Annotated in this window: 12 protein-coding genes; 7 read left to right on the top strand and 5 right to left on the bottom strand. The window is 73.8% G+C overall.

Annotation, left to right across the window (positions count from 1 at the left end):
- On the top strand, window positions 1-141 hold the full coding sequence (locus tag AB0C69_RS11530) for a hypothetical protein (protein ID WP_345187328.1): 141 nt from the start codon (window positions 1-3) through the stop codon (window positions 139-141).
- 10 nt (window positions 142-151) lie between these two features.
- Window positions 152-622, top strand: a complete 471-nt coding sequence (locus AB0C69_RS11525) for a histidine phosphatase family protein (RefSeq protein WP_360352693.1) — start codon at window positions 152-154, stop codon at window positions 620-622.
- A 4-nt stretch (window positions 623-626) separates the two neighbouring features.
- Here AB0C69_RS11525 and AB0C69_RS11520 read toward each other — a convergent pair whose 3' ends face one another.
- The 5 genes from AB0C69_RS11520 to AB0C69_RS11500 all read right to left on the bottom strand — a co-directional run bounded on the left by AB0C69_RS11520 (window position 627) and on the right by AB0C69_RS11500 (window position 7,267).
- Complete coding sequence (locus AB0C69_RS11520) at window positions 627-2,876, bottom strand: FUSC family protein (protein ID WP_360352691.1); 2,250 nt, start codon at window positions 2,874-2,876, stop codon at window positions 627-629.
- A gap of 61 nt (window positions 2,877-2,937) precedes the next feature.
- Window positions 2,938-4,140: a phosphoserine phosphatase SerB gene (gene serB, locus AB0C69_RS11515; protein WP_345187334.1), complete on the bottom strand. Its 1,203-nt coding sequence runs from the start codon at window positions 4,138-4,140 to the stop codon at window positions 2,938-2,940.
- Between the two features lie 63 nt (window positions 4,141-4,203).
- Window positions 4,204-5,247 carry an S-adenosylmethionine:tRNA ribosyltransferase-isomerase gene (locus AB0C69_RS11510; RefSeq protein ID WP_345187337.1) on the bottom strand — a complete coding sequence of 348 codons (1,044 nt, stop codon included), beginning with the start codon at window positions 5,245-5,247 and terminating at the stop codon, window positions 4,204-4,206.
- A complete protein-coding gene (locus AB0C69_RS11505) occupies window positions 5,244-6,575 on the bottom strand; it encodes an MFS transporter (RefSeq protein WP_360352688.1) in 1,332 nt (443 codons plus the stop codon). The genes AB0C69_RS11510 and AB0C69_RS11505 overlap by 4 nt, the downstream gene beginning before the upstream one ends.
- 23 nt (window positions 6,576-6,598) lie before the next feature.
- Window positions 6,599-7,267, bottom strand: coding sequence for an SDR family NAD(P)-dependent oxidoreductase (locus tag AB0C69_RS11500; RefSeq protein ID WP_345187342.1), 669 nt, complete (start codon window positions 7,265-7,267; stop codon window positions 6,599-6,601).
- Window positions 7,268-7,481: 214 nt separating this feature from the next.
- On the opposite strand from AB0C69_RS11500, the gene AB0C69_RS11495 reads away from it, so the two are divergent.
- From AB0C69_RS11495 to AB0C69_RS11475, 5 genes are all read left to right on the top strand, one after another.
- Window positions 7,482-8,621, top strand: a complete 1,140-nt coding sequence (locus tag AB0C69_RS11495; protein ID WP_360352686.1) for a GAF domain-containing sensor histidine kinase — start codon at window positions 7,482-7,484, stop codon at window positions 8,619-8,621.
- Complete coding sequence (locus AB0C69_RS11490) at window positions 8,618-9,319, top strand: response regulator transcription factor (RefSeq protein ID WP_345187347.1); 702 nt, start codon at window positions 8,618-8,620, stop codon at window positions 9,317-9,319. The genes AB0C69_RS11495 and AB0C69_RS11490 overlap by 4 nt, the downstream gene beginning before the upstream one ends.
- Before the next feature lie 37 nt (window positions 9,320-9,356).
- Window positions 9,357-10,142, top strand: coding sequence for a protein phosphatase 2C domain-containing protein (locus AB0C69_RS11485; RefSeq protein WP_345187349.1), 786 nt, complete (start codon window positions 9,357-9,359; stop codon window positions 10,140-10,142).
- A 530-nt stretch (window positions 10,143-10,672) separates the two neighbouring features.
- Window positions 10,673-11,017, top strand: a complete 345-nt coding sequence (locus AB0C69_RS11480) for a DUF2752 domain-containing protein (protein WP_345187352.1) — start codon at window positions 10,673-10,675, stop codon at window positions 11,015-11,017.
- An 88-nt stretch (window positions 11,018-11,105) separates the two neighbouring features.
- Window positions 11,106-11,822, top strand: coding sequence for an RDD family protein (locus tag AB0C69_RS11475; RefSeq protein WP_345187354.1), 717 nt, complete (start codon window positions 11,106-11,108; stop codon window positions 11,820-11,822).
- The last annotated feature ends 163 nt before the right edge of the window (window positions 11,823-11,985 follow it).

The raw sequence follows: 11,985 nt of genomic DNA, 5'->3' as shown, positions 1-11,985 counted from the left end.
GTGGAGCGATCTCGGGAGGCGGCCGTGGCGAGCGGCGGCAAGCGGGCGATGTCGGGGCCCAAGGGCTTCGCGATCGTGATCGGCGGAATGTTCGGCATCATGCTCGTGCTGTGGACCCTGGCGGCCCTCGCGGCCCCCTAATGTGGCGCCCATGCCCACGCTCATCGTGCTCCGCCACGCCAAGGCCGAAGCCGGTCTCGGCATACCCGACGTCGACCGCAAACTCACCGATCGCGGGCGCCGGGACGCGACCGCGGCCGGAGACTGGCTGCGCGCGAACGACCTCGTCCCGGGGCGGGTGCTGTGCTCGCCCGCCGCGCGGACCCGGGAGACTCTGGCGCGCCTGGCGCTCGACGCGGAGACCGCCTTCGAGCCCGGCATCTACGACAACGATCCCGACGGGCTCCTCGCCCTCGTCTCCGAGGCTCCGGACGAGGCCGGCACGCTCCTGCTGGTCGGGCACAACCCGTCGGTGCACCACCTCGTCCACGACCTGACGGGCCAGGCCCCCGACGCCTTCCCCACCTGCGCCCTCGCCGTGATCGACCTGCCTCCGGGCGGCTGGGTCGACGTCCGGCCCGGCCTCGGCACGCTGCGCACCGTCCGCACGCCCAAGGACTGACGGCTCACGGGCGCGATTCGGCGGCCTCAAGGGACGACGCGATGACCTGGTTCACGTCCCGCCGCAGCTCCCCGATCGTGTAGCGGGTCCCGGAGACCTGCAGCAGGGCGTGCCGCAGCGGGGTGAGCTCGTCGGGGCCGACGCCCTCCTTGATCTCCGCGCGGCGCCGCCGGGTCAGCGTGGACAGGTAGGAGTCGAGTTCGGCGAGCTCGTCGGAGAGCTCCTCGACGGGCGCGCCGGCCTCCGGGTCGCGCTCCCCCGGCTCCTCCAGCAGGCCGGCTGCCTCCTCCAGCTGGTCGGCGAGGCGGTCGAGGATCTCGGGGATCGGCCCGGTGTCCACGGCCCGCTCGCGGGACAGTTTCGCGACCGCGACGAGGTGGTCGCGGGCGCGGTGCGCGGCGGCCACGGCCCTGCGCAGCAGGTCGATCAGGTGGAGGTCGGGCACCCGCTCCTGGCCGAGCCGGGTCCGGGTCTCGTCGACCGCCTCCGCCGCCCGCTCCGCCGTCACGATCGCGTCGTGCGGGAGCCGGGTCCGCTCCCCGGCGAGGACGTCCGCCGCCGCCCTGACGAGCCTGGCGTGGGTGCGCAGGAGCCGTTCGAGCTGGTCGGGCATCCGTTCGAGGTGCCCGGCGGGCCACAGCAGCAGGACGGCGAGGTAGGCCATGAGCGACCCGGCCAGGGTGAGGCCGATCCGCTCGCCGGCGGTGCGCCAGTCGGCGGGCGCGGAGAAGTCCAGCAGCATCATCGCCAGGGGCGTCCCGAACAGCGCCCAGTAGGCGAAGTTCACCGACCGCATCGCGAACCCGGCCCCCGCGAAGCAGAACGCGATCACCGCGACGGTGGCCTGCCCGGGCGCGAGCGTCAGGATGACCGCGGCGACGGCGGCCCCGGCGGCGGTGCCCCCGACGCGCTGGACGAGCCGGTCCACGGTCTCGCCGTAGGTGGCGCGCAGGCTCAGCATCGCGGTGATGGTCAGCCAGTGGCCGTGCGAGATCCCCAGCGAGGCGGCGAGCGCCATCGACACGACCGCCGTCACGTACACCCGCGCCACCTGCCGGAACGTGGGGGAGCGCGTGCGGACGGCGCGGGCGACCCGGTCCCAGGCGGGCATCGGGTCGAGCGTGCCCGGCATCCGCGGCGCGGCGAACCCGATGCGCAGGCCTCCCGCGACGAGGCGGCGCAGGGAGGCGACCTCGCCGGCGATGCGGTCGACGGAGCGGCGCACCTGGCCGATCAGCGCGACCGCGACCAGGTCCTCGTCGCCGGCGAGTCCGGCGCGCCTGATCTGCTCCGCGGAGCGGACCATGCGGCGGACGGCGGCGGACTCCTCGCGGCCGAGCGGCGCCTCTCCCGCCGTGGCGAGCGCCCCGGCCAGCAGCCGCAGCCGGGCGGCGAGCGCGGAGATCGCCGTCTGCGTCTCCATCTCCCACTCGCGGTCCGGCGGGTAGTTCTTCGCCGCCTCCAGGACGGCCTGGAGCGTCACCGTCTCGTGCAGGATGCGCCCGAGCGCGTCGATCACCCGCTCGGGCCTCGCGGGTTCGTTCCCCGCCCGCCCCGACCGGTACAGCTCGTAGGTGGCGCGCGCCGCCGTCAGCGACTCCGACGCCGCACGCCGCTTGGCCTCCCAGTCGGGGATGCGGGTGACCGCGAGCAGGTCGGGGTTCGTCAGCTCGACGGCGTCGAGGGGACCCGCGTCGCGGGCTCCGAGGTCCTGCGCCACGGCGTCCAGCGCCTCGGCGACCGCGTACGCGGACTCGCTCAGCGCCTCCCGCAGCGGCCGCAGCCGCCGCGCGGGCCACGGCGCCAGCAGCAGCGCGGCCGTGAGCAGCCCGCCCACCAGCTCCAGCAGGCCGATGTTCACCACGTCCGCGGACGGCGGCCGGACGGCGCTCAGCAGCACCGCGAGCCCCGCCGTCGACCCGATCCGCGGCACCGCCACGCCGAGCGCGACCAGCGGCGGCACGACGGCCACGGCCAGCCACAGATGCCCGCTGAGCAGCCCGCCCACCCCGGACCCGACCGCGACGATCAGCACGCCGACCGTGAGGTCGCGCGCCCGCGACCCGTACGGGCCCTCCGGCGCGCGCAGCGCCACGAGATAGGCCCCGAGCGCGATCATGGATCCCTGCGCGGCGTGCCCGTTCAGCGCGCCGACGAGCAGCGGCACGGAGACCGCGAGGGCGGCGGCGAGCCCGTAGAAGGGCGCCGCCTGCCCATGCACCTGGGCGTAAGCCCCCCGCGCCCGCCGCAGCATGAGGCCTGTCTACCCCCAGGCGCTGGGTTTTCCCAGTGGCTGCGACGCCCGGGAACCCCGGCTATGCCTGGGAGTCTTCGGCGTCGGCGGCTTCCACTTCTTCGCGGGAGATGCCCAGGAGGAAGACGATGGTGTCGAGGTAGGGGACGTTGACGGCGGTGTCGGCGGCCTGGCGGACGACCGGCTTGGCGTTGTAGGCGATGCCGAGGCCGGCGGCCTGGAGCATGTCGAGGTCGTTGGCGCCGTCGCCGATCGCGACCGTCTGGCTGATCGGGATGCCGGCCTCGCGGGCGAAGCGCTCCAGGGCGGCCGCCTTGCCGGCGCGGTCGATGACCTGGCCGGTGACGCGCCCGGTGAGCTTGCCGTTCTGGATCTCCAGGGTGTTGGCGGCGGAGTAGTCGATGCCGAGATCCTCGACGAGGGCGTCGGTGACCTGGGTGAAGCCGCCGCTGACGATCGCGAACTTGTAGTCGAGGCGCTTGAGGGTGCGCACCATGGTGCGGGCGCCGGCGGCGAGGCGGAGCCGGTCGCGGACGGAGTCGATGGCGGAGGCGTCGAGCCCGGCGAGGAGCGCGACCCGCTCGCGCAGGGAGCCCTCGAAGTCGAGCTCGCCGCGCATGGCGGCCTCGGTGACCTTGGCGACCTCGTCGAGGCAGCCGGCGTGCTCGGCGAGCAGCTCGATGACCTCGCCCTGGATGAGGGTGGAGTCGACGTCCATGACGATGAGCCGCTTGGCGCGCCGGTGCAGGCCGCTGTGCTGCACGGCGACGTCGACCCGCTGCTCGACGGCCTCGGCGGTGAGCGCGGCGCGCAGCCCGTCGGGGTCGGCGCCGGAGACGTCCATCTCGATGCAGGTGACGGGGTTCTGGGCGAGGCGCTCGATGCGGTCGATGTTGGCGCCGTGCGCGGAGATCCGCCCGGCGATGCCCGCCATGGCGGCGGGCATGAGCGGGTTGCCGAGGACGGTGACGTGCAGGCGTCCGCTGCGCTTCGGCATCCGCTTGTTGCGCCCGGTGGAGAGCTCGATCTCCATGTCGAGGTCGTTCGCGACGCGTTCGGCGGCGTTCCACACCCGCCCGATGTCGGCGCCCTCGGTGTAGGCGAGCAGGACTCCGAGGACGAGCCGTCCGCGGATCACGACCTGCTCCACGTCCGCCACCGTGAGGGGGAACTGGGAGAGTGTCCGGAAGAGGCGCGACGTGACGCCGGGGCGGTCGCGGCCGGTGAGTGTGATGAGCAGCGTGCGCTCTGCTGACCCGTCCATAGCTGTTCCCAACGGTACCGGCCGCGCCGGGCGTCCCGCCCGCCAGGTCCGGCATGCGAGACGCTATCCGGGAAGGATCAGGTTCAGATCGCCGAATTCGTGCCAGAGGTAGCGCTCGGCGAGGGCGGCCTCGTACGTGGCGTTGAGCAGGTCGCGGCCCGCGATGGCGGTCAGCATCATCAGGTGGGACGACCTCGGCTCGTGCAGGCCGGTGAGGAGGCCGTCCACGGCTCGGACACCGTCCTCGGGGGTCACGACGCGCTCGGTCCAGCCGGAGGACGCCTGGACGCGTCCGGAGGCGTCCACGGCCGTCTCCAGGGCGCGCACGGCGGTGGTGCCGACGGCGATCACCCGGCGGCCCCGGGCCCGGACGTGCCCGACGAGGGCCGCGGTCGGCTCGGGGACGCTGTAGCGCTCGGCGTAGGGCGGCTCGTGGGCCTCGGGGGACGCGACGCCCGTGTGGAGGCTGATCGGGGCGATCAGGACGCCGCGCGACACCAGCCGCGTCACGAGTTCGGGCGTGAAGGGGCGGGCGGCGCTCGGCATCTCCGCGCCTCCGGACGAGCGGTCGTGGGCGAAGGCGGTCTGGTAGGCGGCGACCGGCCAGTCGCGCCGGACGTACCCGTACCGGATCGGGACGCCGTGGCGTCGGAGGTAGGGGACGACGTCGGTGCTCAGGCGCGCCTGCCAGAGCCGGTCGGACACCCCTCGGGCGCGGTCCGCGTGCCGTCCGACGAGGGTGAGGGTGGCGCCGCCGGGCATCGGGATCCACTCGCCGGGGGTGCCTCCGGCGTACGGGCGGCCGGCCTTGCCGGCGAGGCGGCGCAGCTCGACGAGCCACAGCCGGTCGTCGGCGCCGGGGACCGGGGTGGAGAAGTGCACGCTGATCCGGTCGAGCCGGACGGCGGCGGGCAGCGTGGCCGAGGTGTTGACGACGAGCAGGTCGCCCGGGTCGAGCAGGCCCGGCAGGTCGCGGAACGCGTGGTGGGAGACCTCGCAGGCGGCGCGCCGGGAGACGAGGAGCCGGACGCCGTCGCGGGCCCGGCCGCGTGCCTCGGGCGGCTCGTGCGCCTCCAGCGCGGCGGGAAGGGTGAAGTCGACGGTCATGTCCGGACCTCCAGGCGGAGAGCGGCGATCACGCCGAACGCGGCGATCGCGGCGAACAGCGCCCCGGCGACGGCGAGCCCGACGTCCAGCCGGGCGGCGCCGAAGCCGGTGACCAGCGCGCCCGCGACCCCGACCACGAGGGACGAGCCGAGGGTGTCGCTGATCTGCAGCGCGGAGGAGTTGACGCCCTGCTCGTCCTCGGCCGACAGGTCGAGCAGCAGGACGGAGAGGCTGCCGATCGAGAAGCCCATCCCGGCGCCGCCGACGATCCACGCGGGGGCGGCGAGCCAGCCGGAGAACTGCAGGGCGACGGTGGCGAGGACGATCCCGGTGGTGACGAGCACGGCGCCGAGCAGGGCGTAGAACTCGCGGGGGCGCTCGGAGCGGCCCTGGATCTGGGACGCCGCCGACCAGCCGAGCGCGCCGACCGTCAGGACGATCCCCGCCTGCGTGGCGCTGAAGTCGTGCAGCCGGGTCAGCGCCAGCGGGATGAAGACGTCGGTGCCGAAGAAGGCCCCCGACAGCAGGCCCCTGACGAGGATGACGCTCGGCATCCCGCGGCGGAGCCGGAGCGTTCCGGCGGGCAACAGGCGGGGCAGCCCGAAGGCCAGGCCCGCGAGGCCGACGAGCACGGCCGGCAGGAGCTTCCAGTCCGCCCCGTCGAGGCCGTAGAGGAGGACGCCGGTGCCAGCGGCGACGCCGAGGGCGGCCGGGTACCGCGACTTGCCGGGGGCCCGGGCGGCGCCGGACGGCGCGATGCCGCGCAGCACGGGGAGCAGCATCAGCGCCGGCGGGATCACCAGCGGGACGAGGCCGAGGAACACCCAGCGCCAGCCGGCGTGCTCGGCCAGGGCGCCGCCGGCCGCCGGGCCGACCAGCGACGGCAGCACCCAGGCGGCCGACAGCGCGGCGAACACCCGGGACCGCAGGTCCTCCGGGTAGACGCGGGCGATCACCACGTAGAGGGCGACGAGCGGGACGCCCGTGCCGAGGCCCTGGACGGCGCGCCCGGCGACGAACACCCACATGGACGGCGCCGCGCCCGCGATCAGGAGCCCGGCGACGAACACGGCGAGCCCGAGCAGGAAGGGCCGGGTGGGGCCCGACCGGTCGACCCAGCCGCCCGCGAGCACCGTGGCCAGCAGGCTGGTGATCAGGGTCGCGCTGAAGCCCCACGCGTACAGGGACAGGCCGTCCAGATCGTTCGCGACGACCGGCATGACGGTGCCGACGGCCATGCTCTCGAACGCCAGCAGCGTCACGACCAGGACGATCCCGAGCGTCGCGGCCCGGAACCCGGTGCCCAATATGCCCTGCTTTGTTGTCACCTGATCATGATCAAGGACGGTGGTCATCGCGCGGCCGCCAGGTCCGCCGCGCGGTGGCGCCCGCTCGGAAGGCGGCCGGAGACGAGCCGGTGCAGCGCGGCGGCGGCCTCCTCGGGAGGCGGGGCCGCGTCCGCGTCCTCGCCCGCGGCGCGGAGCATCGCGGTGTTCATCTCGCCCGGGTCCGCCCACCACACCGCGACGTCGGGCTCCTCGGCCGCGAGGACGTTCGACAGCTGCTCCAGCGCCGCCTTGGACGCTCCGTAACCGCCCCACGTCTCGTAGCCCTCCACGGCCGCGTCCGACGTGATGTTGAGGATCGCGCCGCGCCGCTCCCGCAGGCCGGGCAGGACCGCCTGGATCAGCGCGAGCGGCGCCACGACGTTCGTCGCGAGCGTGTCCGCGAAGGCGTCCGCGGGAAGCGAGGCGAGCCGGGGCATCGGCGTCGGGCCGAGCGTGCTCGCGTTGTTGACGAGCAGGTCGAGCCCGCCTGCGACCGCGCGGGCGAGGGCGGCCCGGTGCGCGGGATCGGCGACGTCTCCGGGGATCGCGGTCGCGCCGGTCTCGGCCGCGACCGCGGAGAGCGGGCCGGCGTCGCGGGCGTCGACGACGAGGGTCCAGCCGTCCCGGGCGAGGGTGCGGGCGAGCGCCCGGCCGAGGCCGCGGGAGGCTCCGGTGATCAGTGCCGTCTTCATGCCCTCGACGCTAGGGACCGGCGCGCCCGGCGGCATCGGCCGACGGGTCCACCGGGGGCTCGTCGGATGGTCCTAGGACCGGCGTCCCGCGCCCCGGGGAGGGGCGTCGCGGCACGTACTCCCGCCGGCTGATTCGAGAAGACCCGCCTAGAGAGTACGGTCTTCACATGCGGGCGCCGAGGGGCGCCCGGACGGGGGAGGACGAGAGGCCGGAATGGCGACGGACGAGGGCTGCCGCGGCGACCAGGGCGCGACCCTGCACGCCGTCAGTTCCGCCGTGCTCGCCGTGACCCGCCACCTGTCCGTGCACGAGGTGCTCCAGGTGATCGTCCGGGCGGCGGCGCAGCTGCTGGACGCCCGCTACGCGGCCCTCGGCGTGCCCGACGACGAGGGCTCGTTCGCCGAGTTCGTCGTCGAGGGCGTCTCGGAGGAGGAGTGGGAGCGGATCGGCCCGCTGCCCCGCCAGCACGGGATGCTCGCCGCGATGCTGAAGAGCGACGCGCCGAAACGGCTCGGCGACATCCGCAAGGAGGCCGAGTTCGAGGGCTGGCCGGTCGCGCACCCCGTCCTGAAGGACTTCCTCGGCGTCCCGATCCGCGACGGCGAGGACGTTCTCGGCATCGTCTTCCTGGCCAACAAGCGCCGTCCCGGCGGCTTCACCCAGGACGACGAAGACCTGCTCACCCTGTTCGCCGCGCACGCCGCGATCGCGATGGCGAACGCCCGCCTCTACGAGCACAACCGCGAGCTCACGGTCGTCGCCGAACGCAACCGGCTCGCCCGGGAGCTGCACGACGCCGTCGCGCAGAAGCTGTTCTCGCTGCGGCTGACGGCCCGCACCGCCTCAGCGCTGGCCGAACGCGACCCGGTCCGGACCGTCCGGGAGCTCGAACAGGTCGAGCGGCTCGCCGCCGAGGCCCTCGCCGAACTGCGCGCCGTCATCTTCGAGCTGCGTCCCACCGACCTGGCGGACGGCCTCGTGGCGTCGCTGCGCAAGCACGTCGAGGTGCTCGACCGCGCACACGAGTCCAACGTCCGTCTCTGCGCCGACGAAGCGATCGTCCTGCCGGAGGAGCACGAGGCCGTCGCCTTCCGCATCACCCAGGAGGCCCTCTACAACGCGCTGCGCCACGCCCGGGCGAACACCGTGCAGGTCCGGCTCCGCACGGAGGACGAACGGGCCGTCCTGGAGGTCTCGGACGACGGCGCGGGGTTCGACGCGTCCGAGGTGGAGCCCCAAGGCGGGCTCGGTCTCACCTCCATGCGCGAGAGGGCGTACTCGATCGGCGGCGAACTCGCGATCGAGGGCGCGCCCGGCGGAGGCACCACGGTCCGGCTGGAGGTGCCGCTGTGAGCGCCGCGCGCGGGCCGATCCGGGTCCTGATCGCCGACGACCATCCGGTCGTCCGGCAGGGACTGCGGACCTTCCTCGGCATCCAGGACGACATCGAGGTCGTCGGCGAGGCCGAGGACGGCACGTCGGCCGTGACACTGGCCGAATCCCTGGAGCCCGATATCGTGCTCATGGACCTGAAGATGCCGGGCGCCGACGGCCTGACCGCGCTGGCGGAGCTGCGGGCGCGCGGCGTCGCCGCACGGGTCCTCGTCCTGACCAGCGTGACGGAACGCGGGCACGTGCTGCCGGCGGTCCAGGCCGGGGCGGCCGGGTACCTGTACAAGGACGTCGACCCGCAGGCGCTCGTCCAGGCGATCCGGGCGGTCCACGACGGGCACGTCCTGTTCGCGCCGGACGCGGCCGAGGCGATGCTGCGGAACGGGACGGCGGGTGACGCGGGACGGGACGACCGCGGCCTCGCCGCGCTGACCGAACGGGAACGGGAGGTACTCGTGCACATAGCGCGGGGCAGGTCGAACCGGGAGATCGCCCGCGCCCTCGTGGTGTCCGAGAAGACGGTCAAGACGCACGTCAGTAATCTGCTCATGAAACTGGGAGTCCAGGATCGGACGCAGGCGGCGCTCTACGCGGTCCGGCACGGTGTCGGAAACACGAGTGCCGCCGGGGAAACCGGGAAGACCAACGCCCGCGGCTGATACAAACTCCTCTGACAGGATCGTCATCGAAATTGGTATGAACGTAGCAATCAGGTACGCAGCAGGCAGCGACATCGGGTGCAACCGGGAGAACAACGAGGACTCCGGGTACGCCGGTGCGCGGTTGATCGCGGTCGCGGACGGCATGGGCGGGTATGCCGGCGGCGAGGTCGCGAGCTCGACCGTGATCGGCTCACTGCGCTCGCTGGACGCCGACGCCCACAAAGACGATCTTGTCGACATGCTGGGTCGCGCCGTGGCCGAGGCCAACGAGAAGTTGCGCATCGTCCGGGAGGAACGCCCCGACCTGAGCCGGATGGGCACCACGCTCACCGCCATGCTCTGGTCCGGCGAGTCCGTCGCGCTGGCGCACGTCGGAGACTCGCGCGGCTACCTCCTGCGCGACGGCGAGCTCTTCCAGATGACGCAGGACCACACCATGGACGAGCTGCTCAAGGCGGAGGCCGAGCAGGCCGGCCAGCAGGCCGATCCCGCCGAGACGTCCCGGCTCTCGCACGTGCTGTACCGCGTGCTGGACGGGCGCGACGACCGCGAGCCCGACCTGCGGCTGCGCGAGGCCCGTCTCGGCGACCGGTACCTGCTGTGCTCGGACGGCCTGAGCGGCCCGGTCGACGCGCAGAAGATCTACGAGGTGCTGTCCGCCGAGGCCGACCCGCAGCGCGCCGTCGACCGGCTGATCGAGATGGCCCGCGACAACGGCGGCCCCGACAACATCACCGCCGTCATCGCCGACGTCGTCGAGGCCGAGCACCTGTCCGGCTCCGAGGAGCCGGTCGTGGTCGGCGCCGCCGCCCAGGCCTGACGCCCGCCCGGCCCCGCACCCCGCGGGCCGGACGCCGGACCCGGCCCGACGCTCCTCGGGCCGGACGATCCTTCGGGCCTCGATGCCCCCGGGCCAGGCGCGATGCGCCGTTCCGCCCGCCCGCGCGCCACGCCGCGCCCTCAGAGCGCCGCGCCGTTCTCCCCGGTCTCCGGCGCATCCCCTGCCTCGCCCCGCCCGCGCGCACGTCCCGTTCGCCGCACGCCCCGCACCGGACGATTCATTCATGCTCGGAACGCGAAAGAGTGCCCATGTAGCAGGTGATTTGTCCTACTCTTGCCCCAGAGGTGGTGTAGCCGAGCACTGAGTAACGGTCTGACACCGGATCGTTGCCCGGACTTGACCCGCCTCCGGGTGCACCCGATATACGGGTCACTCACCTGTATGTCATCGAGGCGGAGGATTCGTTGGGGGGAGCGCCCGGGGCGGCGTCCGCCGGTGCACCGCGAGGTGCTCTCGGGGGAATCGTCAGCCGGACCCTCACCGCAGCGCGGCACGGACCCCAGGGTGCGGTGCTGCGTGTCGCGGCGATGGCCGTCGCGGCCATCGGCGCGTCATGGATCCACCGCGTGAACGACCCCGGCGTGCTCTGTCCCCTGCGGGCGCTCACCGGAATCCCGTGTCCCCTGTGCGGGGGCACGACCGTGTTCATCGAGTTCGGCTCGGGCCGTCCCGGCCAGGCCGTCCTCGCGAACCCGGTCGCGCTCGCCGGCGCCGTCGCCGTCGCCGCCGCACCGCTGGGGCTGGGTGAACGGTGGTGGGCACTCCAGCCGAAGACCCGTGCCTGGATGCTCGGCACCGCCCTCGTCGGGTCGGAGCTGTGGCAGCTCGTCCGGTTCGGTGTTCTGCGGGTTTGAGCCGCGGTCGGTCCTCGGTCAGACTTGCGGAGCCCACCGGGTCCGGCGGGCGTCACATAACCACAGGGTCAATCAATAAGGAGCAAGTGTGGGCAACCCCTACGACCCGTACGGTCAGCAGCCGGGCTACGGGCAGCAACAGCCCGGGTACGGCCAGCAGCCCCCGGCCCAGCCCGGTTACGGCCAGCCCGGCGGGCAGCCCGGCTACGGTCAGCCCCCGGCGCAGCCCGGCTACGGCCAGCCCCCGGCCCAGCCGGGCTACGGTCAGCCCCCGGCGCAGCCCGGGTACGGCCAGCAGCCCCCGGCCCAGCCCGGCTACGGCGCCCCGTCGGGGCCCTCGCAGCCCGGCTACGAGGTGCACCACCACCACTACGGCTCGGGCGGCCAGCTCGCCGAGTGGGGCTCGCGCGCCGGCGGCTACATCATCGACTACCTGATCTTCGGTGGTCCGGTGTTCGTGCTGTACATCCTGATGATCATTCTCTCCAGCTCGGGCAGCTCGGGCGCGGCGCTGTTCGGCCTCCTGCTCATGCTGATCGGCGCGGCCATCTCCATCGCGGGCGGCCTGTGGATCTGCTACCAGGAGGGCACCACCGGCCAGTCCATCGGCAAGCGGCAGATGGGCATCCGCCTCGTCAGCGCGCAGACCGGCCAGCCCATCGGCTTCGGCATGGCCTTCGTGCGCAAGATCGCGCACGTCGCCGACAGCTTCCTGTGCTACATCGGCTTCCTCTGGCCGCTGTGGGACGAGCGCAAGCAGACCTTCGCCGACAAGATCTGCAACACCATCGTGGTCCGCGCCTGACCCACGACCCACGACAGCGGGGCGCCCCACCTGGGACGCCCCGCTTCGCTGTCCCGACCCGGTGCCCTGCCCGCGCTCCTCCACGGCCCTCGCCGACATGTTCGCCTACGCGCACGCCCTCGCCGCCGAGAAGCGCTCCCGCCCGTCCGGCGACATCATGTCC

This window comes from Actinomadura sp. NPDC048032 (assembly GCF_040653175.1).
Lineage (GTDB): Bacteria > Actinomycetota > Actinomycetes > Streptosporangiales > Streptosporangiaceae > Spirillospora > Spirillospora verrucosospora.
Note: the sequence above shows the minus strand (reverse complement) of the source record. Positions and strands in the feature narration are given on the sequence as shown.